This is a genomic window from Legionella maioricensis, from assembly GCF_023618015.1.
Lineage (GTDB): Bacteria > Pseudomonadota > Gammaproteobacteria > Legionellales > Legionellaceae > Legionella > Legionella maioricensis.
The window spans coordinates 112,260-133,834 of sequence record NZ_JAJKBJ010000010.1; the positions used below are offsets into that span (position 1 = coordinate 112,260).

The following is a 21,575-nucleotide window of genomic DNA, read 5'->3' on the forward strand; positions in this document are numbered from 1 at the left end:
CTTTCACAGGTCAATATTAACGTTCATCCATATAAAGCGCGTGCTTTAATCTCCCTGCCTCCCAAAAGGTGATCTATGGCTGCTCTCATAATCTGTTTTGCTGATTTTAGTAAAACCTCATCATTCAAATTATCTTCTGCAAGTGAGAGCAGATGTTCGCCGGGGATACCTTTACTGACGGCTATAAATCCCTCACCCGCAACAAATTGATAGTGGCGCTCCGCATCAATTAACGCACCGGTTCGAGCCTCCTGAGTCAGAGAAAAAGAATACCCGCACGTTTTGAGCAAAGCCCACTCAAAACGACGTAATAAAGACTCCACCCCTAATCGGTCTGAAACTAAGGCTAAACCATTTAGAGTCATTAAATAGGCATTAAATAATGCGTCATCTGGATATACAGGACTCAATGCATAATAGAGAAGTTCATTAATATACAATCCTGAAAAAAGAGAATTGCCCTCTAACTGAAGCATGGGAGAAATGCTTTCAATGGTTCGAGTATAATAACGATCATAACGTTCATCAATCTCTACCCATAAAGGAGTAAACGCCTGCAAAAGAGATTGCTTTTTAGGCGTTCGCCCTCCTTTGCAAAGGCACTGAATCAATCCCGATTCACGAGTAAAAAAACTCACTCTGGCACTGGTATCTCCGGACCATTGTTTGTGTATCACCCAAGCCTGTAACGACTTAGTCATAGCCAAGTTGCTTTAAGATGCGTTCATCATCCGCCCAGCCTGATTTAACTTTACACCAGCATTGTAAAAAAACTTTCTTTCCTAACATTTTTTCCATATCCAGACGAGCATTCGTCGCCATCTCTTTTAATTTTTGTCCTTTATCACCAATGACCATGCGTTTGTGGTTGTCTTTCTCTACCAGGATCAACGCGTGAATACGCACAAGATTCCCTTCGTCTTTAAATGATTCAATATCCACAGTCACTGAATAAGGTAACTCCTGACCACAAAAGCGGAAAATTTTTTCTCGAAGTAATTCAGCACATAAGAATTTTACAGATCTATCAGTAAATTGATCATCGGGGAATAAATGTGGGCCTTCAGGTAAATAATCAATGAGCTTAGCCTGAAGTTCATCCACCTGTACCCCTGTTTTTGCCGACAAGGGAATAATGGCAGCAAACTCATGCCGTTGACTCATTTGTTCCATCCAAGGTAGTAATTGCGTCTTATCAGTGATTTTATCCACCTTATTGACCACCAAAACACAAGGCACTTTCGATTGTTTGATTAAACCCAATACATATTCATCTTCTTCTTCCCAATGGGTTCCATCAACCACAAAGGCAACCACATCAACATCACGCAGTACACTAATAGCCGTTTTATTCATCATACGATTCATCGCTTTTTTATTGCCTTGATGAATACCTGGGGTATCCACGTAAACAAACTGATGATCTCCCTCCGAACGGATCCCTAAAATACTGTGTCGCGTTGTTTGTGGTTTTTTAGAAGTGATACTTAATTTTTGCTCTAAAATACGATTGAGCAATGTTGATTTCCCTACGTTTGGTCTCCCGACCAAAGCAATATATCCACAATAACTAGTCATTAAAATTGATTCCTGTTTATTTTTAACACATTTTATCAGCCACGCCCTAAAACTTCCAGCCGTAAATGAATATAACCTGTGTGGAGCAAACATAAAATTTTACTCATTCTTCACTTGCTATTTTCTTGGAAAATCAAGTAATCTGAATGCTATAAAAACAAGGAATGGTTTTTATGTCAGACTTTCAAACTACCAATGGCCAAACACAGATTCTCATTCCTCTACAAATCAAACCGTATAGTCATAAAGCAATGCCTACGATAACAGGAAGTGCTTTCAGTAAAGAGGCAGGTACGGTATTGTATGGATTTTATAACATGGAATACCTCCTTCCAGGAGGGGACAGAATACGATTAATCGCGAACCATAATCAAAAAACTGTCCAGCTAATGTTGTTTACCCATGATCCTCAACTATTAAAACTGCTTCCCGGGGAACGCCCTTCATCATTAGTCGCAGATACAATCGATAAAATTCAACGTTATCGTATCCGATCGGAGAGTTATAAAAAACCCCTTAGTCCTGCTCAACAAGAGAAACTTCAACTGGCCAACGAATGCATTAATTCCCTAACTCTTCTCCTAAAAAAAGAACGTCGTTTAAAAAGCCACGATCATATCGGCCATGAAGCATTAAGAAGAAAAGTTATTTCCATTATTGAGCTCTGTAGGGACGGCAATCGAATGCTGGCAAATAGCCCCATCGTTTCAGAAGGGGCATTGGGTTATTTACTCTACGATGCCCATAAAGCGGCACAACACCATCAATTCAATCGTATTCATGCTGTTTCCCGACAGGATCAAATGGATTTTACTAAAATAAAGAGGAAAAAAAACAATAGGCTTCTTTCGACGCCAGTACATGCGGATTCGAGCACCGTAGCGACGAAACAATGCGCCGATACAATAACATGTGGAAAGGAGTCTAATCCCTGTTTTGTGTGGGATAGTGAACTCCATATTGGGCACAACAGTAACGATCTGGACGATGCATTAAGAACAATTTGCCAACATTATAAATTAATTCCCGCACCTAGCTTAAGTGACCTCCCGGCAAATAGATTCGCAAAACTGGAAGCTTTTTTTCGTCAATTATGGCGCGACGGTCAAGATTGGATGGAATATTTATCAAGCACGGAGAAACCCACTCATAAAACGGACGTATCCTATCGTTCTAATGGAGTTTCCATCACCCAAATAACTCCTTATTACAAACTAAAGGGGCTTGCACAAAAAGGCTATGCCAGTTTAAATGAATTAGTCATGGGGCTGACAGACAGCAGTAAAGAACCCATACAAGCAAGAACACTCAAAGAAGCAAGAAGAATATTAGGACCATTAGCCAATGATCATTGGGTTGTATTAGCAAAGCATCAACAAATCATTTTGCGCCTGAATAATAAGCTGGTTCAACTTAATTATTTTATTAAAGATAATCTTTTTTATCCCTTACCGGAAGGTCAGGACTTATATACGTTGAGTCAAATAAGCAAAAGACACATTTATTTACCTGAACGAGCCAGTTTAAAAATCAAGGGCTTCGCTTCACGTATCCCTATCTTTTTTAAAAATTTCTTCAAGAGTATTGGACACTATATAGTTCATGACTTACAAGAGGAGTTTTTTAACCAGGTCCATGCAACGCATCCGCAAAACGCTCAGAATCAAGACGCCCCTACATCCAGCAGATTGCCTCTCCAAAAGAGGAATTCTGTACATGAGGCACTGGAAAGTAATGGACTTTTAGCTAATGGACAAACTCTTGAGGGATTTATTAAAGAACACATTAATAACAGTCCATATGTTATCGCCCGCGCCAATCACCCACCCAGTCCCCATGCCTATAACAACCCCTTACATCGTTCTTTGGGACTTCTTCGCCATATAGTAGGGCTGTTTATAGATACTGGAGAACGTAATCCTATAGTGGGATCTTTAGCTATGGCGGCTTATGTATATGGGGCAGGAGCCGTTTTAGCTCCCAATGCCCTGGCTGACCTTTTAACAAAACTGCATTTAAAAGGGCTGGTTTCCGGAATCGAACCCACTCAAAAACTGGCTCATTGGATGAGTCATGGAACAAGGGCTGAAGCTGTTTCTGCATCAATTACTTATTGGCAAGCAACAGTTGCTGGCGGTAATCTGGATAAATTTTTTATAGATGCAGTAAGCATTCTTAAAGACGACCTCGCTGAAGTAGCTATTATTGCTGCCCTGGCATTAAGCCTCGGATATGGCATCACCAAAGCAATACCGTCTCTGCAAAAGGAAATGGGCGATTTTCCCTACACCAACTACGCAGCCTTAGGCGGAAAAGGTGGCGCGGCGGTATACGATACTATTATGCATCCTGGTGACGACTGGTTACTTGGAACATGTAAATGGTTCTTAAAATGTGTTATTAACACAGCTAAATTAGTCATTGCCCCATTTTTTGAGGGGTACTATTACGGCTATCAAGATGGCTTTGTCCGTGGCTGGGGAAAAAGTGGCTCCCTGGCAAAACGACTGGCGAAACAATTTTTTACTGCCATCATCGATTTATTGCTAACCATTTTGACTATTCCTTTGCTTGAGATCAGTGCCCTTTTAATTCATATCCCCTTTCGCGGCATTACGAATATTATTCGTAAATTACTGGCGACTCTAGGCAATATTAAAACTATAGGACAATTATTCCTTAATATTGCTCAAAGACCCTCTCTCAACAATTATATTGCTGATTTTAGAATATCACGCCTATATGGTTTTGCTTCCCCATTAGGGCATTTTTCCGATCGTTTACTAATCAATATCGGGATTAATATTCTTCGTTTTGTGTTCTTGCCTCCACTCCAACTCATTAAAAACATTCTAATTCTCCCTCTTTTTGATTTGGGCTCTTTGTCTTTTCGTTTAAGCCTGTCGGTTATCAATCCAATAAGTCGTCTTATTGCCTATGCACTGGGAACAATACTGGTTACTGCTGGAGGGGCTTGGGATAATTCACTTGGTCTTATATTTTCCTCCAGCGCAACAGGCCTTACCTTAATCTGTAATTGGCTGGACAATAAAATGGGCGAACTGAAACAATACCTGTTGTCACTCATCGAAATTGTCCGGGGAGAATTATATCACTGGGCTTTTGTTGAAGAAGATGCTCAGGCACACACCACGTTAAATGAGCTGGAATATTATTGTAGCCAACCCAGGCGTTTTGAATTAATCCCTCATGACGAAAGTCATTGCTTATTACATAACCTGTTGGATAAAAGTACCGATTTATCTCAAACTGACCTTACCCAGGAGACGCATTACGATAAACTGTTTAAAGCACCCTCTTCCACTGCCAGTGAACCTGCCAATCAAGAGCGTTGTACACTGCATGCACCTTAAATTATTTTATTTGCAAAAAAAAACGCTTCCCCCTAAGATGCAATAAAAAGATTAAACGGTTATCTCGATTTAGAAGGGAGTTTTAAATAATAAAAACCATACCAACTGGTGCTTTATTGATCAAAATTGTGTATAATTAAATTAACTGTGGCAACGAGGAACATACTTATGTCTAAAGAGCAATCAGAAACTGCTCAAAAAACTCTGGCCCCTGAAAAATTACAAAGTAAACAAATTGAACCAGCAAACAATCCCAACTTAAATAAATGGGCTGGTTTGATTGCTAACGATATCGATAAATGGGCAGATATGAGCGCTCAAGATGTCAAGAAATGGGCTGGTGTGAGCACTAAAGATATCGAGAATTCAGATCAATCCCCCACCATCAAAATCAGTCGTTTTGGTATAAAAACCGCAAGAGATGTCCAAACCTTTCTACGCTCTCCAGCTGGTGACAGCGTTATGGCAGAAATCGGTAACCAACTTGCGGCAGAGAAGTCCTTGCATGAATACGAACAACTGCAATTACGCGAAAAACACTTGCTAATGAATCGCCTTAAAGCGGCATTTTTCCTATGGTATATCGAAAAAAAAGCACATGCCGCCGCTCAGCAAAAAGAGATAATCCTTGAGCAAAATCAAAGAGCGATAAAAAATAGTGGACAAACCCCGCAACCCACACCATTACGTCCTTCATCCGAGCGTACTAGTCTTATGAGATCCATTGCGGATTATAATCGAGCCATTCAAAGCTACCAGAATAGACAATCCACACTAGAGAAAGAATACAAGGCTCTAAATACCAAGTTGAGCAAATTAGAATCAGAAACGCATATGATTAAGTTCAAATACGATTTATATGGCATGCAATTAAAAGATTTTAATAACACGTTAGAAAAACTTGAGAACGCACCAACTCCTAAAAGAGTTGCTGAGCTTCAAGCTGAAGTAGATTCAATCCAGGTAGAGATGAATGAGCTCCAGAACCAAGTTGATGAGTTAATTAAATTAAATCGGCACGATGAAGCCTCCACATTAAAGCAAAAACACACTAGCCTAAGCTTAAAACGAGCTGACTACTTAGATGAACTTTCCACAGAGTCTAAAATTCAATCTCAAATAGACGCCATCAAGACAAAGATGGATGAAATACTGGATCAGGTTGAGGAATTAATACAGTTAAATCAGGACGACGAAGCCGCCCTATTAATGAAAACGCACACCAGTTTAAACTTAAACCTTGCCAGACACTTCGATATGCTGGCCGTGCGTAAGGGAGACAAACATTATGTTACTGAGGATGGAAAAATAGAATTGGACGGAAAACCCGTCTCCTTTAAAGATGCTCATTTTATTCTTAATAAAGGAGAGCAAATCATTAAGGAAGGAGACAAACATTATCTTCTCCAACCAGGACAAATTTGGGACCAAGTAAAGACGGATGAAAAAGCCTTAAAGAAAGCCAGCGAGAGTTTTGAACAAAAAAAACATGAACTGATGGTGGTAGAAAATGTAGTCCAGCATAATGAAGGATTAGAATCCAACGTTAATAAAGAGCAAATTACAGAAGTTAAAACCGAGATAACAAACAACGAAAAGGAACAAACTCTACTACAAAATCAAACCACCCTGATTCAAGCCGCCAAAGCAAGTGCTGAATATTTATTAAACAATCCTAATTTAGATCTTCCCACACCAAGACCTACCATTAGCCAAGGTCATTCAATACCGACACCTAAACCAGGTTTTAGCCCCACGGTATTTTATAAAAATGAAGAGGAATTAGAACAGTTTTGTAAACAACCCAATGCTCGCACGCTCATTAAGTACATGGCCAACCAAGCGCCTGTGAATATAAGGCAAGAAGCACTCAAGTATTTAAACGCCGAATTTTCAAAACTCCAACCGAGCACCGCTCCGATTCCCACGATAGCAATGCAAAGAATGCTGCAAACGCTTGAAACCATGGGGGTCAAAGCAGCAAAACCCTCTGTTACTAATATTCAGCAACCATTAGATCGCGTGAAAGAAGCAGAAAAAGAAGTAGAAAATGATGCGCCCAGCCCTAGTCGATTAACACCACTTTCTACTAGTCCATTTAAATAGCGCGTATCAGCTACTGCCCCTAAACCCGCAAACAAGCAACGAATTTGCGGGTTTTCCGTCTTGTTCATCCATTAAAATACTTAAAATAACTCGTTAAAACTACCTGCTTTTATTGTCAATCTACTTGCCATCTCAAGCCAACTCTTCTAACATTGAAAAATAATGCGGCCCCACGGAATTGCACCATGATCATAGATAAATTTTTAGGTAATCAATCAATAATTGTTTCACTGGATGTGGATAATTTCCTATTTCAGCGGCTGGAACAAATTATCGAAGCAGGTATTACTTTGGTTGAAATTAACTCTACAGAAAAAAAATTGTTATCTCAGATTATGAAGCAATACCCCAATATTAAAATAGGTGCTGGTGGCATTATAGATACGCAGCAATTGGAAAACTGTTATCAAGCTGGAGTTCATTTTGCTTCCAGCCCCGGACTTTTACCCGCAATTGCGCAAACGGCTAATGTTTATTCAATGAATTATTTGCCAGGAGTTGCTACTATTTCTGAAGCGATGATGGCTATGAGTCTTGGATATCAACAAGTACGCCCGTTTCCGGCTAATTTAGCCTTTTGTACCTTACTGAATAAATGTCTCCCCAATCTGAATTTATTTCCCGCCGAAATTGAATGGGAAGAAGCAGAACATTTTCTCAATTTACCCGCCGTCGCAGCCGTAAGCATCCACAATCCGGATAAAAAACAGCTTAATGCTCTGGCATCAGGGGTTTTGGTTTAAGACGCTTATCTCTTTTGCCTACATACCGCGCTTTATCGAGATATCTTGGCGTAAATCAGTTTGGTACCTATTTCCCTCGCCCGCGAAAGAAACACCGCTAATAACCATGTTAATTCGCGCGGCTCCCAGCTTTTTAACTCAATTGTCCTCTAAAGGTTCAAGAGGAGTAATAAGCCACATAATGAGATAAACAATTAAAGCAGTACCACCGGCCAAAAAGAAAAGAACAAAAATTAACCGGATCCAAAAAGGATCGACTTTGAAGTAATCGGCTAAGCCCCCACATACTCCTGCAATTTTGCGCTCTTTTCGAGAGCGCCATAGTCGTCTATAAGGTGCTGAATTTTCCATAAACTGCTCCCGAATCCCTGATTCCTATTATTGAATATTAAAGAGTCACTCTCTGTGAATTAATAAATCCAAAACCAGAAGTGCCGCACCAATGCAAATAGCACTATCAGCCAGATTAAAGGTGGCAAAATGATGGTGTTTATAATAAACATCAATGAAATCAACCACGTATCCTTGTAATCCCCGATCAATCAAATTACCAATTGCCCCACCCAGAATAAGACTAATACCTGCTGATTGAAGTTTATCTTGAGTAGGAGTACGCCACAACCAAATGATGAGAATGGTACTGACGACAAGATTAAATCCCGCGAAAAACCAACGGTGCCAGTCACCAGCACCACTTAAAAAGCTAAATGCTGCCCCGGTGTTATAAGCCAAGGTAATGTTTAGCATTGGGAAAACGGGCATTGGTTTATACGGTGTTAATGAAATTGTGATCCAATATTTACTTAATTGATCAGCAATTATGACAATAATACTAAATACAAACCAATACCATTTTTTCATATATAGTGCCTCACTTCATCCTGACCACTGATATTGCCCACACAACGCAAACATAATTCTGGATGCTCTTTATTCTGCCCTATATCCGGGCGTCTATGCCAGCAGCGTGCGCATTTCTCATAGGAGCTTGCAGCCACGGCAATAGAAACACCGTATTCTGTTGCAGTTAATTCTTTAGGCGCAAGGTTCATGGGATGTACTGTTGCACCTGAGGTAATTAATAAAAAGCGCAGCTCTTCTCCTAAACGGGTCAACTTTGGCAACACTTTAGAGTCTGCATACAGAGTCACTTCTGCAGCCAAGGCGGAGCCAATCGTGCCTTTTTGCCTTGTTTCCTCTAATGCTTTATTTACTTCATCACGAATTAAATGCAACCGTTCCCAATCTTCCATATTAATTGCATCAATTGTTGGCCAGGCGGTGTACCAACGTTCTATAAAAATCGACTTGTCATTAAACCCGGGAATAAACTTCCATATTTCTTCCGCTGTAAACGACAATATAGGAGCCAACCAAAGAGTAAACGCCTGAGCTATATGGTACATAGCAGTTTGGCATGAACGTCTTGCCTTGCTTTTTTGGGCCGTAGTGTATTGTCGATCCTTAATTAAATCCAAATAAAAACTACCCATATCTACAGCGCAGAAATTATGAATTTTCTGATAAATAACATGAAACTGGTAGTGCTCATAAGCGCTAATAATTTCTTCTTGTAAGAGCTGACAACGTTTTAAAGCCCATTGATCCAGCTCCAACATTTCCGTCACTGAAACACAATCTTGTTGGGGATCAAAATCACATAAATTAGCCAATAAGAAACGCGCCGTGTTGCGAATTCGTCTATAAGCATCTGCATTGCGTTTAATTATCTCATCAGAAATACTTACTTCATGTCGGTAATCAGTAGAGGCAACCCACAGGCGCAAAATATCAGCCCCATACTGCCCCACCAGTTTGTCCAAAGCGACGTAATTACCTTTGGATTTAGATAGTTTCTTACCTTCAGCATCCACAGTATAGCCGTGAGTTAGTACTGTTTTATAGGGGGCAACTCCATACATAGCCACTGAAGTAGTTAAAGAGGAGTTAAACCAACCCCGATGTTGATCTGAACCTTCGAAATAGACATCAGCAGGAAAATCTAAAGCGCTGTTCTGCTTTAAAACACTAAAATGAGAGATACCCGAATCCAGCCATACATCCATGGTATCAGTCACTTTATCGTAAAATGGAGCATCTTCGCCCAGCAATTCAGCAGCATCTAATTCAAACCAGGCATCGATTCCTGATTGCTCAATAATACACGCTACTTTTTCGATAATCTCAAGGGTATTAGGATGGAGCTCGCGTGTTGTACTATGCACAAATAACGGCATAGGTGTACCCCAAGCCCTTTGTCTTGATATGCACCAATCAGGTCTGTTTTCAACCATATTACTAATGCGCGCTTTCCCCCAATCGGGAACCCAATTCACCTTATCAATTTCAGATAAGATAGCCTGTCTGAGGTTGCTTTTATCCATAGAGATAAACCACTGAGGCGTGGCCAGAAATATCATGGGTGATTTGTGGCGCCAGCAATGGGGATAACTATGTCTAATGGTGTCTTTTGCTAATAACACCCCTTTTTCAGCTAGAACTTCTAAAATAGGCTCATTGGCTTTTAAAACTGAAAGACCTGCAAATAGCTCCACATCTTCAGCAAAACAGCCATTCGCTTTAACGGGATTAATTAATGGCAAATTATAAGCTTTTCCAACCATATAATCATCAGGACCATGAGCAGGAGCCGTATGAACACACCCTGTACCCGATTCAGTAGTCACATGTTCACCCAGGATTACCGGTACCTGGCGAGCATAAAATGGATGCTTTAATTTTAGATTTTCAAAAGTTTTTCCCTTGGCCAAGCCACATGTTTTATAATCGTTTATTGCATAGCGAGCCATAACAGACTCCACTAAATCCGCAGCCACTATAAAATAAGACACACCCGCATCAATCAATGAATAGTCAATTTCAGGGTGTAAGCATACTGCCTCGTTAGCAGGTAGAGTCCAGGGAGTTGTTGTCCAAATAGGAAGACTTAAAGGTTTAACTTCCAAATTTGCTGTAAAACGATCGAGAAACTCCTTAGCATTCACCGCGACGAAAGCTACATCGATAGAAGGAGAGGTTTTTTCCTCATAATCTACTTCTGCCTCAGCTAAAGCGGAACCACAGTCAATACACCAATGCACTGGTTTAAAACCTTGCTGCAGATGACCGTTTTTAATCATTAAGCCCAAGGCACGGACTATATTGGCTTCATATTTAAAATCCATAGTGACATAGGGATTGGACCAGTCGCCTAACACACCCAGACGCTGAAACTCATCCCTTTGAATATCAATTTGACTTGCAGCATACTCACGACACTTAACTCGAAACTCTCTTGGAGATATTTTAGCCCCGGCTTTACCGACCTTTTTTTCTACATTAAGCTCAATAGGCAAACCATGACAATCCCAGCCTGGGACGAAAGGAGCATCATATCCGCTAAAGGACTTAGATTTAATGATGATGTCTTTAAGAATTTTATTCAGTGCGTGCCCGCAGTGCAGGTGACCATTGGCATAAGGAGGCCCATCATGCAATATAAACCGCTTGCTGCCTGCTCGCGCCTTGCGGATCTGCTCGTATATCCCTTTTGCCTGCCACTCAGCTAACATTTCTGGCTCACGCGTTGCCAAACTTGCTTTCATCGGAAATGAAGTATTAGGAAGATTTAATGTATCTTTATATTCAGCCATAGGTGTCTACTCTGCGAAATCGTTAAGTTTTGACGGTTTTCAAAAAAACCTAAATGCTGCAGTCGCTCCTACTGCTCATTTAAGTTTAAAAATGCTTTCGCCGCCGCAATATCATTATGAATCTGCGCAATCAAAGCATCCACTGATGTGAATTTAACCTCATCACGCAATTTGTGCAAGAAAAATACTTGCAATAACTCACCATAAATCGAGTCATCAAAATCAAATAAATGTATTTCTAAAATATTTTTAGTGCCGTCAACCGTTGGTCTTTTACCAATATTGGCTACACCGTAAACTCTTTTGGCTCCTTGATAAACCTGCACCACAAAAACACCCTGGAGAGGCAGTAATAGACGATGAAGACTTAGGTTAGCAGTAGGAATACCCCATTGTCGTCCCCGTCCATCTCCCCGTATTACCCGCCCGCATAAACTATAGGTTCTGCCTAAAAATTTTGCGGCCAGCCCCAGATCGCCTTGTTGAAGAGCCAATCTAATTTTGGTAGAACTAACTCGTTCATTTTGAAGGCAGAAATCGTCGCAGGTTTGCACGTCACATCCATATTGAACGCCTAGAGCTCTTAGCAAACTCACGTCCCCTGCTCGGCTCTTGCCAAAGCGAAAATCCTCACCAACAAGAAGATACTTCACTTTTAAGGCAATAAATAAATACTGGCGGGCAAAATCCGATGCTGTAGTTTGAGCTAATGCATTATCAAATTTAATACAATATACGTAATCAACCTGACATTGTCTTAGCATATCCAGTTTTTCTCTTAAACTGGAAAGTCGTGCCGGAGCCATGTCTTTTTGGAAATACTCTCTTGGTTGTGGTTCAAATAATATCAGAACCAAAGGCAGATTCATTTCATTGGCTTTATCTTTTAAAGATTTAATAAGGGTTTGATGCCCTAAATGAACGCCATCAAAATTACCAATAGTAGCTACTACGCCTTTATCAAACTCAGCAAGATGTTGAACACCACGCAACAATTTCATTAAACGCATCGATCATCAGTATCAAAACATAGAGTATACTGGTTTTCTGTCTTATTGAGAAATACGGATTTAATAAATTTGCAGTATGCATGCAACGAAGCGCAATAAAAAACCGGATGCCGCGAACAAGTCGCGGCACGTGGGATTGGGTTCATGGCGTTGAGAGAGCTTGTCCATACACTCTCTAGTGTATAACCAGTAAACTCACCAATTAATGAGCTATTTTAGGGCGCACAATTAAAACATCACACTCTGCGCCGTGTAAAATTGCGTTTGCAGTAGAACCTAGTAATAAAGAAAGCCCATGTTTTCCATGACTTCCTGTAACAATTAAATCTATTTTATGTTCTTTTGCCACTCTTAATATTTCATTTTTAGTAGAACCAAATTCAATAAATCGGTGTTTGGCATCTACACCTAATTTTTCAGCAAGTTCATTAAGCTCTTTTTCCGCTTGTTCACGAATAGATAATTCCACTTCGGCAAAGCCCGCAAACCCGGGATATGCATAAGCTGGAATGGGTTCAACAACATGGACCAGTATCAGGTCAGCACCATTTTCATCGGAAATTTTTTTTGCTTTATGAGCCGCAGAAATTCCTACTTCATCAAAATCAGTAGCAAACAGTACTCTCTTATACATCATTTTCCCCTTAAAATTCTTATACCTTACATAAGATTAGCAGATCTAAATTTAATTTCCCATAAAGTATGAATTAATCATTTTTTAGAATTAAAGTAGGTGAGTGACAATTAATTACTACCATCTACGTACCGCTTCTTGTCTCTAGGAGTCCCCAAGTAGCACAATTTTGTGGTGAGTCTTCAGAAACAACAGCAGCGCTCAAATGTTTCCTACCTTCTACTGACAGGCTTGATTTTGACTCCAATTTTTGTTCTCAAATGTGCAAAAACAAAATAATTGCTTATACTTAATTGTATCAATATTAGACAAGGAAGTTTCAATGAAATTAGACATATTTTTACATTGTTCTTTATACTAATTAGCACACAGCTTTTTGCAGGAAAAATGTTAGCTCCACCAACCTCACAAGCACCTGAATGTAATTATAGTTATAACAATGCAGCTCAACCCAAAACTGCAGAGGATATTTTAGCGGCGATGCAGCCCATTTGCACAGAAAGAGGTGGGTTACGAGTATTGAATAAATTATTCACATCCGGAAACTCAAAAGAACCAATAAATCTTATATTAACTTGCATTGGTGATAATCCCAATCAGGTAATATTCCACTGCTTATTCTCTACAAGTTATGAAAATCTATAATTATAAATAGCAGCCATAGGCTGGGCTGTTAAGCCCAGCTGAAAATTAAAGTGCGCTCTAGAATAATTTTATCTTTAATCCCACTTAAGATGACAACCGGCTCATTAACTTGTTATCCTATATGATTATTTGTAGAGCACTCACTATGTTTTTTGATTTATTAGGTGCATTAATTTCATTAATATCTACCTACTATTTTATTCGCTTAAATAGCAAAGCCTGGCCTGTGGGCATGATAGCTACCATTTTAAACAGCTGGCTTTATTGGCATAAAGGTATTTATGCAGACATGTTATTGGAGTTTTTCTACTTCTTGAGCATGGTTTACGGTTGGTACAAATGGCAAAAAAAAATGCCTCAAGATTCAGCCACTACCCAAACTTCTTTTGGCTATCTCAAACCACTCCAGTGGCTTTCACTAGGTTTACTGTTTGCTCTGATTTTCATATCAATTCGCTATTTATTAGAAACGTTTACTCATTCAACTGTAGCTTTTCTTGATGCTACAACCACCTCACTCAGTTTAGTGGCTCAATGGTTAATGTGCCATAAAATCATCATGACCTGGATATTATGGTTTATTACCGATGCTTTATATGCCGCTATGTATCTAAGTAAAAATCTACCTTTTCATAGTATCTTAATGGTCATTTATACGGGAATGGCCATTGCCGGATATTTAGCATGGGCAAGGCGGTATAAAAAAATATTATCCGCCTCACAACCGAATCGCGCTGGGCTTAACCCACATTGGAAAGACCAGACACTGGTCTAACCCATGGATTTAATTTAGCCAATTTAGAAGGTAATTTTTTTGCACTAAGTTGCGCTTTATTTCTGCTGTCGTATTCACCTAAAGTTAATATATACCATGTTCCTTTAGCATTAGTGAACTGTCTAATCGTTGTATTCATCAAGTTATTATTTTTCCTGAACTGATGAACATCACTTATTCTATGACTGGCAACCAACTGAATCGTGTAGCCTTTAGTATTTAATTTAGTAACTGGTTTTTTAACTACTTGGCCATGTTCTGTTAACGCAACCAATTTCGACTCCAGAACTTCTTGGGTAACTGGGGCATTAGGTTCATTTGGAAGAGTTCTAGTTTTTACAGTAGGAATAACGACTACTTTATCCACAATCGCTACCGTATTAATATTCTCCTCTTCGTCCTCCATGCCATCTAAAATTTGTTTTTTCGGTAAAGCATAATGAACTAACTGCCGAGTTGACGAGTCTTGCCATGAAGCAACATAGCTTATTAATTGCTGAGGGGGAAGGGAAACTTGCTCGGAAACTTTATCTAACGGGGCTGACGTTTTGAAAAAATCTGTCGAAGAATTACCGTTAAAATAAAAATAAGAAATACCAACAGCCACAGTAGCGGCTATTGCCAGACTTGCTCTTTTTAAAATAAATGTTTTGTTGTTTTTCTTTTGGCTAGAACATTTAAATATAAACGTTTCCAAATTACTATTAATTTTTGCTACATTACCTTTAGTCAGCTGATAAAATTGCTTCAATTGAGCGTCAGTGAGTGGCTTGTTAATTAAATGTGCAGCCATTGCACGCTGTAGTACATAGGTTCTCATTTCACTTTCATTCAATGACCCAAGTTCTATGGTATGAATTAAATTATTAAATTGGTCAGTGGCCAAACTGTTAAGTGTTGCCACTACTGAGTAATCAGAAACAAGGCAAAGATGAAAAAAACCAAAATTATCCTGATTTTTAATAGCCAGCATTGCTTCTTTAATTAAGGATTCAGGCAAATGCTGTGCATCATCAATAACTAATAAAACATGAGCCTTACGCTCATTAACCTGGGTCACAATAGAGGTCATATTAGTTTGTGCATCGTGATTAAGATGTAATTGAGTAGCGATATCATTAATGACAGTTTCCCTATCACAAGGCGGTTTAACGGTCATTGAGATTGATTTAATTTGCGGATCCAAATTATTTTGCAGTAAGGTATTAAAAGAGGTTTTCCCTCCCTCTTTCTCAGATAAAACTGTAATCAATACATTATTAAAAAGAATCAAATGATTAATGAAATCAATTTTGGTAAGCCAGGAGCCAGGTTTAAATAACGTTCTTGATTGATTTGCAGCTGTAACATCAAGCTGAACCTTTCCTTCTTTCATTTTTGCTCTCCTTCAACCGCAGTAATGAGGGTATTGCGCAAACAGTCTTCTGTTATCTTATCATCCAGATAACAATCACCGGGCTTTCGAATCACTACAAAGCGTAAACAATTATTTTTGATTTTTTTATCCAAACTCATTAAATTTCTTAATTTTTCTAAATCAATAGCTTGGGGAATTTTATGAGGTAGGCCGGCATGGCGCAAAATAGACTCTACTTGCTCAACAAGCCCCATGTCACTCAAACCTGCATTATAAGACAAAACTGCTGCGCAATATAAACCTATGGCGACTGCTTCACCATGTAGCCAACGCTGATAATCTGTGTAGGTTTCTAAGGCATGAGCAAAGGTATGACCCAGGTTAAGCAAAACTCTTTGCCCGATCTCCTTTTCATCCTCCTCTACAAATTTCGCCTTAATATGACAACATTGAGCAATAAGATTTGGCAATTCTAAACTTTGTGCACAGAGGCCATGCTTCAATGCCTGGAGAAGTTGCTTTAAAAAATCCCCCCCAGCCAATAAACCATATTTTATCATTTCAGCCAGACCAGCTCGAAACTCTCTTTCTGGCAAAGAATTCAAGGTATTTAAATCAATTATGACCGCATGGGGCTGATAAAAACTGCCTATCATATTCTTACCCAAAGGGTGATTAATTGCTGTTTTTCCACCCACTGAGGCATCAACTTGTGCCAGTAAAGAGGTTGGTATTTGCACAAAACGAACACCTCTTTGATAAGTAGATGCTGCAAAACCAGCCATATCACCGATTACTCCACCGCCAAGAGCAATTAGAGTTGTATCTCTGTGATGTTTGTTTTGAATTAAAGAATCATAAATGGCAAGTAAACTGTCTTGATTTTTATATTCTTCGCCATCAGCTAAAATCACAACATCGCACTGAATCCCTGCAAAGACGGATTGCAAATAATTTAAGTAAAGTGGTGCAATAGTATGATTCGTGACAATCAATACCTGCTTTGATGTCACAAAACCCCGTAACAACTCGGGGTTGCTCAGACCATTTTGACAAATAATTATAGGATATTGATACCCGGGTAAAGAGACATCAACTTGTTCATAAACCTCAAACTTCGCCATAAATATATTTTATTATGTTATTAGCAACAGCTTTCACCGTTAATTTATCGGTTTCAAAACTAACATCAGCCAACTCATCATAAAAAGGTTCGCGTTCATCTCTAAGCGACTCTAATCTTCCTTCAAGATCTTCTGTTTGTAATAGAGGACGTTTTGTATCGCGCTTGGTTCTTTCAAATTGTTGCTGGAGTGACGTTTTCAGATAAATTACTGTTCCTCGACCGGCAAGAGCATTTCTGTTCTCGGGGGTAATCACTACACCACCGCCTGTGGCCAGAACAATATTAGTTTTTTGAGTTAATTCATCAATAACTTTCTGTTCACGACGCCTAAATCCCTCTTCGCCTTCGATATCAAAAATCCATGATATATCAGCACCAGCACGCTCTTCTATGACTTCATCAGAATCAAAGAATTCTAATTTGAGCTCCTTTGCCAAAGCACGACCTATAGTGCTTTTTCCAGCACCCATGGGCCCAATGAGAAAAATATTTCGTACTTTAACTATGCTCATTTTTTCTTACATACCTCTTTAACTGTAGTGTCATAACAAACCCAATCATTATAACAACAAATTAGATACACGTCTTAGTTGATTTATGAGTATTAAACAAAAACCCACAGTTCAGATAACCCAATACACTATCTGAAATCCCAGGATTCACTTTAATTTAGTCCTTAATAGTGATATCTCTTACCGCAAACTAAATTCTTGCCCGATATTCTACAACGGATAAGCTTTAAAACCCATAAAATTATTTTTATCCCTCGTATTCAAAATTATCAATTATTTATATACCTCTTTTTCCCGCCCCTCAATGGTAGTAATTGATAAAGAATTCGTTATTATTTTTGGAGTAATAAAAATAAGCAGCTCATCATTTTTTATACCAACTTGTTTATTCCTAAACAAAACACCTACTACTGGTAATTCACCAAAAAAGGGTATTCTGTTAATCGACTTGGTCTTATCTTGAGTATAGATCCCTCCAAGAACTATAGTTTGACCATTATTAACCAAAACATTAGTTTGAATCTCCTTGGTGAGGATTGCAGGAACTCCATTAAACGTCTGTGGAGATGCAGTATCCTGGTTGATCTGGAGATCCATTAAAATTTTATTGTCTGGAGTAATTTGTGGGGTTACTTTCAAGCTTAGCACCGCCTTTTTAAAGGCTACTGCGGTAGCTCCACTTGAAGTAGCCTCTTGATATGGAATTTCTTGTCCTGATTCTATCAGCGCTGATTGCTGGTTAATGGTAATCAGTCTGGGACTGGAAATTAACTCAGCACGACCTTCACTTTCCAGGGCAGAAAGTTCCAAATCAAGTAATATATTATCATTAATTTTAGCCAAAGCGATACCAAGCGTCGCAGGAGTGACAAGATTTGCTGGTGCAGCGACCAGATCCAGGTTTAACCTATCTGTGAAAGGGGTTACATTCGCAGGTGCTACCCCTTGCTGCATTTGGTTGGCTCCGGCTAAAGTACCACTTAATGTTGGCGGCCTGGAGATACCCCATCTTATTCCGATATCCTGACTAAAATCTTTAGATACTTCTACTATACGCGCTTCAATCAATACTTGTTTCACAGGCACGTCTAATTGCTTGATCAGCTCTCTAACTTCTTCTATTTTTGTTCCAGTATCTTGAATCCAGATAGTATTCGTTCTGGCATCGACGCTGATTTTACCTTTTTCAGATAATAATGAATTTTGTTTGTCCTTGATTAAAATTGCCAGATCCGCAGCTTTTGCATAGTTGATCTGCAACAAATCCGAACGTATGGGCTCTAGTTTCTGAATGATCTGTTGGCTTTTCAGTTTTGACTCTTCCATCTTATCCAGGTTCGCTTTGGTGTCGATCAACATCACATTACCTGTTCTGCGTTTATCTAATCCTTGGGTTGTCAAAATAATATCTAATGCCTGATCCCAGGGTATATCATTTAATCTTAGGGTAATGTCACCTTTAACGTTATCGCTAACCACCATATTGATTCCGGTAAAATCAGCAAGTAGCTGCAATACTGCACGAATATTAATATTCTGGAAGTTTAAAGAAATTCTTTTACCCGTAAATACTTGTTTTTTAAGTTTGGCCTGTTGAATTTCTTCTGCGGTCAGAGGAAATATATCGACCATAAATTGTTTATTGACCTGGTACACAAAATGACCATAATCCCCCTTATTCAATATGGTCATACGCACATTTTTTCTTTCCTGTTGCAAGGTAATAACCTGTGCTGGGCTATGAAAATCAGATACATCAAAACGCTTCATGAGTTTCGGTGGGATTTTGGTATTTAAAAAATTAACGACAACTTCTTTTCCTGTTTGAGTTACATCAATAGGAATACTGGTGTCAGAAACATCAATAATAACTCTTCCTCCTTGCTTTTCTATTCCCCGAAAGTCAATATGACTTATTGCATGTTTTGCATTAACTACCTGATTCGTTATAAAAACCTCTTTTGTAGGCTCAAATAACTCATTACTTTTGCCGTTTAAAACAAGACTATAAACAGAGCCTGCTACGCTGCCCGAGTAAGATACTGTACGCGACAAATCCAACATAATTCGGACCCGATCGCCTACTGCTACAATATTGTAAGAGTTTAAAGAACCTAACTTAACTTGTTGCATTTTCTGATCTAAAGGTAATTGCATGTCCGAATTAATAAAATCCAGGATAAGTCGAGGAGGCTGTTGAGTAATAAAACTTGCCGGTAATTGTTTTAAAGTTTTAGCAAATTGAAAGTCTATTCGCACTTTGTCTTCTGGTAAGGGAATAACCTTTACTGATATGAGTGAATTATCTTTAGAAAATGCCACACCGAAACTAGCACTTATTATAATCAAAATAGCGATGAACTTTCTCAACCTATACTCCTACTTGCCAGTTCCAGTGAATATATTAATTGTGGTTATATGTTTTTCCCACGTCCCTGAATTTTTTATTGTTTCTTCTAATTTAATCAAATCACCCTTGATGACAATGACACGACCATAATTTTGCCCCATATATTCGCCAATTCGAATCCGGCTAATTTGATTACTAGGCAGCTTTATTAAGGCCCATACCTCACTCCCCTCCTTTAGTGTACCGACAAATTTTAAAGAATCCAGGGGAAACGCCTCAAGTGGTTGTTTCCTTCTTTTCTGGTCTGGAGCAAAAAGATCCGTTCGCTTCAGATCAATTGGTTTGAACGGATTGCGGCGATTATCATTTTCAGGGAATTTAAAAATAGGTAGAGGAGCAAATTGTGGAATAGGCTCAATTTTCAGCGCAGGTCTTGCTTTTATATCATTGATATACTTCACAAGATCACTATTATCACCAGAACAGGCATTTAACAGCAACGCTACGAAGCTGATTAATAAGATCTTGATTTGTTGTTGTTTCATTATCATTGTGTGCGATATCGATATATTTTAGCCGTGATGTTCATCACCAGTACGTCCTCCGAGACGATTTTCTTATCTTTAGAAGACAATCCTTCAATACTAAACTCATGTAAGGTTACAATTCGATTCATCTCCGCTACATGACTTAAAAACAGGGCTAATTGCATGTAGTTTCCCTCTACCGTAATTTTTATAGGTAGCTCAACATAAAAGTCATGTTCAACTTCTGGCTGAGGAGCAAAGAGCTCAAACTTCAACCCTGCATTTGTGCCTGTTTTAGAAATCTCTTCTAATAAACCAGGCATTTCATTTTTTGCAGGAAGTTGTTTCAGCATTGTTCCAAAACGCTCATTCATTAATTGCAACTGATTGCGGTATGCTTGCAAATTAGATGCTTGATGTTGTTTCGATTCAAAATCCGATCTTAAAGACACTTCCTTTGTTTGTAGCGTGGCGTATTGCTCAAAATTAGCTTTAATAATAAGCCAATAACCCAGTGCAATAATTAAAACACCGACCCCCAAAATGACCCCAATTTTTACGGGTAAAGGCCATTGGCCAATATTATCCAGGGTTAATTCACTAAGGTTGATTGTATTCATAATTAATTACCAGCCTAGTATTTAGGTTTAAGTATAAAACTTAATTTAAACTCATTATTTGCTGGCTGTTTCTCATCATCCATTTTTTTGATTTCAGTCAGACTTGGATTCTGAATCCAGGCATTACTTTCTATATTTCTCATTAAAATAGAGATATTAGTATTAGATTCAGAATACCCCCAAAGAGTTACCATGTCATTCTTTCTTTCCAATTTAGTAACATAAATACCAGGAGGTAATATTTTGATTAACTCATCAAATAAATGAACCATTAACGTTCTTGTAGACTGTAAGTTCTGAACAATAGACATTCTGGAAATGAGAGCTTGTCTGATCTGCTTCAAAGCTTTTATTTCCTTGATCTGATCTTCTAAAGAATTGATTTCTTTCTGCAAAATCTGGTTGCGTTCAACTTGGTAACTGACTAACTCGGAAGCATAATAATTCACAATAAACACAATAAAAGCGGCAAAAATGGCGCATGCAATCAGTATCGTTGTAAACACCTTTTTTTCTTGTTCACGCTTTTGTTCACGCCATGGAAGAAGGTTAATTTGAGTCATCT

General features: G+C 38.8%; 19 protein-coding genes. 5 read left to right on the plus strand and 14 right to left on the minus strand.

Annotation, left to right across the window (positions count from 1 at the left end):
• Positions 1-23: 23 nt before the first annotated feature.
• On the minus strand, positions 24-701 hold the full coding sequence (recO, locus tag LOX96_RS09955; protein ID WP_250421760.1) for a DNA repair protein RecO: 678 nt from the start codon (positions 699-701) through the stop codon (positions 24-26).
• Positions 694-1,578, minus strand: a complete 885-nt coding sequence (era, locus tag LOX96_RS09960) for a GTPase Era (RefSeq protein WP_250421761.1) — start codon at positions 1,576-1,578, stop codon at positions 694-696. The genes recO and era overlap by 8 nt, the downstream gene beginning before the upstream one ends.
• Before the next feature lie 173 nt (positions 1,579-1,751).
• Between era and LOX96_RS09965 the strand changes: the two genes are divergently transcribed.
• The 3 genes from LOX96_RS09965 (at position 1,752) to LOX96_RS09975 (ending at position 7,801) form a co-directional block, all read left to right on the plus strand.
• A complete protein-coding gene (locus tag LOX96_RS09965; protein ID WP_250421762.1) occupies positions 1,752-4,952 on the plus strand; it encodes a hypothetical protein in 3,201 nt (1,066 codons plus the stop codon).
• 168 nt (positions 4,953-5,120) lie between these two features.
• The gene (locus tag LOX96_RS09970) at positions 5,121-7,058 is read left to right on the plus strand and encodes a type IV secretion system protein (RefSeq protein WP_250421763.1); all 1,938 of its coding nucleotides are present in this window, start codon (positions 5,121-5,123) and stop codon (positions 7,056-7,058) included.
• 185 nt (positions 7,059-7,243) lie between these two features.
• On the plus strand, positions 7,244-7,801 hold the full coding sequence (locus tag LOX96_RS09975; RefSeq protein ID WP_250421764.1) for a bifunctional 4-hydroxy-2-oxoglutarate aldolase/2-dehydro-3-deoxy-phosphogluconate aldolase: 558 nt from the start codon (positions 7,244-7,246) through the stop codon (positions 7,799-7,801).
• A gap of 138 nt (positions 7,802-7,939) precedes the next feature.
• On the opposite strand, the gene LOX96_RS09980 is transcribed toward LOX96_RS09975, so the two are convergent.
• The 5 genes from LOX96_RS09980 to LOX96_RS10000 all read right to left on the minus strand — a co-directional run bounded on the left by LOX96_RS09980 (position 7,940) and on the right by LOX96_RS10000 (position 13,098).
• Positions 7,940-8,152 (minus strand): PspC domain-containing protein, encoded by a 213-nt coding sequence (locus tag LOX96_RS09980; protein WP_250421765.1) that lies wholly within the window; start codon positions 8,150-8,152, stop codon positions 7,940-7,942.
• 45 nt (positions 8,153-8,197) lie between these two features.
• Entirely contained in the window at positions 8,198-8,662 is a 465-nt protein-coding gene (gene lspA, locus LOX96_RS09985) for a signal peptidase II (protein WP_250421766.1), read from the minus strand.
• Positions 8,659-11,454, minus strand: a complete 2,796-nt coding sequence (gene ileS / locus LOX96_RS09990) for an isoleucine--tRNA ligase (RefSeq protein ID WP_250421767.1) — start codon at positions 11,452-11,454, stop codon at positions 8,659-8,661. Before ileS ends, lspA begins: the two co-directional genes overlap by 4 nt.
• A 68-nt stretch (positions 11,455-11,522) precedes the next feature.
• Positions 11,523-12,455, minus strand: coding sequence for a bifunctional riboflavin kinase/FAD synthetase (gene ribF / locus LOX96_RS09995; protein WP_250421785.1), 933 nt, complete (start codon positions 12,453-12,455; stop codon positions 11,523-11,525).
• Positions 12,456-12,666: 211 nt separating this feature from the next.
• Entirely contained in the window at positions 12,667-13,098 is a 432-nt protein-coding gene (locus LOX96_RS10000; protein WP_250421786.1) for a universal stress protein, read from the minus strand.
• Between the two features lie 387 nt (positions 13,099-13,485).
• On the opposite strand from LOX96_RS10000, the gene LOX96_RS10005 reads away from it, so the two are divergent.
• Positions 13,486-13,743 (plus strand): hypothetical protein, encoded by a 258-nt coding sequence (locus LOX96_RS10005; RefSeq protein WP_250421768.1) that lies wholly within the window; start codon positions 13,486-13,488, stop codon positions 13,741-13,743.
• Positions 13,744-13,888: 145 nt separating this feature from the next.
• A complete protein-coding gene (pnuC, locus tag LOX96_RS10010) occupies positions 13,889-14,518 on the plus strand; it encodes a nicotinamide riboside transporter PnuC (protein ID WP_250421770.1) in 630 nt (209 codons plus the stop codon).
• Here pnuC and LOX96_RS10015 read toward each other — a convergent pair.
• The 7 genes from LOX96_RS10015 to LOX96_RS10045 form a co-directional block, all read right to left on the minus strand.
• Positions 14,484-15,893, minus strand: coding sequence for an SPOR domain-containing protein (locus LOX96_RS10015; protein ID WP_250421771.1), 1,410 nt, complete (start codon positions 15,891-15,893; stop codon positions 14,484-14,486). The genes pnuC and LOX96_RS10015 overlap by 35 nt on opposite strands.
• On the minus strand, positions 15,890-16,999 hold the full coding sequence (aroB, locus tag LOX96_RS10020) for a 3-dehydroquinate synthase (protein WP_250421772.1): 1,110 nt from the start codon (positions 16,997-16,999) through the stop codon (positions 15,890-15,892). Before aroB ends, LOX96_RS10015 begins: the two co-directional genes overlap by 4 nt.
• A complete protein-coding gene (gene aroK / locus LOX96_RS10025) occupies positions 16,986-17,513 on the minus strand; it encodes a shikimate kinase AroK (RefSeq protein ID WP_018576163.1) in 528 nt (175 codons plus the stop codon). Before aroK ends, aroB begins: the two co-directional genes overlap by 14 nt.
• A gap of 273 nt (positions 17,514-17,786) precedes the next feature.
• Positions 17,787-19,883: a type IV pilus secretin PilQ gene (locus tag LOX96_RS10030; protein WP_250421773.1), complete on the minus strand. Its 2,097-nt coding sequence runs from the start codon at positions 19,881-19,883 to the stop codon at positions 17,787-17,789.
• Positions 19,884-19,892: 9 nt separating this feature from the next.
• On the minus strand, positions 19,893-20,408 hold the full coding sequence (locus LOX96_RS10035; protein WP_250421774.1) for a pilus assembly protein PilP: 516 nt from the start codon (positions 20,406-20,408) through the stop codon (positions 19,893-19,895).
• Positions 20,409-20,410: 2 nt separating this feature from the next.
• Entirely contained in the window at positions 20,411-21,010 is a 600-nt protein-coding gene (locus LOX96_RS10040; RefSeq protein WP_250421776.1) for a type IV pilus inner membrane component PilO, read from the minus strand.
• Between the two features lie 14 nt (positions 21,011-21,024).
• The gene (locus tag LOX96_RS10045) at positions 21,025-21,573 is read right to left on the minus strand and encodes a PilN domain-containing protein (protein ID WP_250421778.1); all 549 of its coding nucleotides are present in this window, start codon (positions 21,571-21,573) and stop codon (positions 21,025-21,027) included.
• Between the last annotated feature and the right edge of the window lie 2 nt (positions 21,574-21,575).

Bases quoted from the DNA above. Each gene is read 5' to 3' on its own strand.
- LOX96_RS09965 (WP_250421762.1), top strand. From the start codon at position 1,752: ATGTCAGACTTTCAAACTACCAATGGCCAAACACAGATTCTCATTCCT.
- LOX96_RS10035 (WP_250421774.1), bottom strand. From the start codon at position 20,408: ATGAAACAACAACAAATCAAGATCTTATTAATCAGCTTCGTAGCGTTG.
- pnuC (WP_250421770.1), top strand. From the start codon at position 13,889: ATGTTTTTTGATTTATTAGGTGCATTAATTTCATTAATATCTACCTAC.
- LOX96_RS09970 (WP_250421763.1), top strand. From the start codon at position 5,121: ATGTCTAAAGAGCAATCAGAAACTGCTCAAAAAACTCTGGCCCCTGAA.
- lspA (WP_250421766.1), bottom strand. From the start codon at position 8,662: ATGAAAAAATGGTATTGGTTTGTATTTAGTATTATTGTCATAATTGCT.
- LOX96_RS10000 (WP_250421786.1), bottom strand. From the start codon at position 13,098: ATGTATAAGAGAGTACTGTTTGCTACTGATTTTGATGAAGTAGGAATT.
- aroK (WP_018576163.1), bottom strand. From the start codon at position 17,513: ATGAGCATAGTTAAAGTACGAAATATTTTTCTCATTGGGCCCATGGGT.
- era (WP_250421761.1), bottom strand. From the start codon at position 1,578: ATGACTAGTTATTGTGGATATATTGCTTTGGTCGGGAGACCAAACGTA.
- LOX96_RS09980 (WP_250421765.1), bottom strand. From the start codon at position 8,152: ATGGAAAATTCAGCACCTTATAGACGACTATGGCGCTCTCGAAAAGAG.
- recO (WP_250421760.1), bottom strand. From the start codon at position 701: ATGACTAAGTCGTTACAGGCTTGGGTGATACACAAACAATGGTCCGGA.
- LOX96_RS10015 (WP_250421771.1), bottom strand. From the start codon at position 15,893: ATGAAAGAAGGAAAGGTTCAGCTTGATGTTACAGCTGCAAATCAATCA.
- LOX96_RS10040 (WP_250421776.1), bottom strand. From the start codon at position 21,010: ATGAATACAATCAACCTTAGTGAATTAACCCTGGATAATATTGGCCAA.
- aroB (WP_250421772.1), bottom strand. From the start codon at position 16,999: ATGGCGAAGTTTGAGGTTTATGAACAAGTTGATGTCTCTTTACCCGGG.
- ileS (WP_250421767.1), bottom strand. From the start codon at position 11,454: ATGGCTGAATATAAAGATACATTAAATCTTCCTAATACTTCATTTCCG.
- ribF (WP_250421785.1), bottom strand. From the start codon at position 12,455: ATGAAATTGTTGCGTGGTGTTCAACATCTTGCTGAGTTTGATAAAGGC.
- LOX96_RS10005 (WP_250421768.1), top strand. From the start codon at position 13,486: ATGTTAGCTCCACCAACCTCACAAGCACCTGAATGTAATTATAGTTAT.
- LOX96_RS10045 (WP_250421778.1), bottom strand. From the start codon at position 21,573: ATGACTCAAATTAACCTTCTTCCATGGCGTGAACAAAAGCGTGAACAA.
- LOX96_RS09975 (WP_250421764.1), top strand. From the start codon at position 7,244: ATGATCATAGATAAATTTTTAGGTAATCAATCAATAATTGTTTCACTG.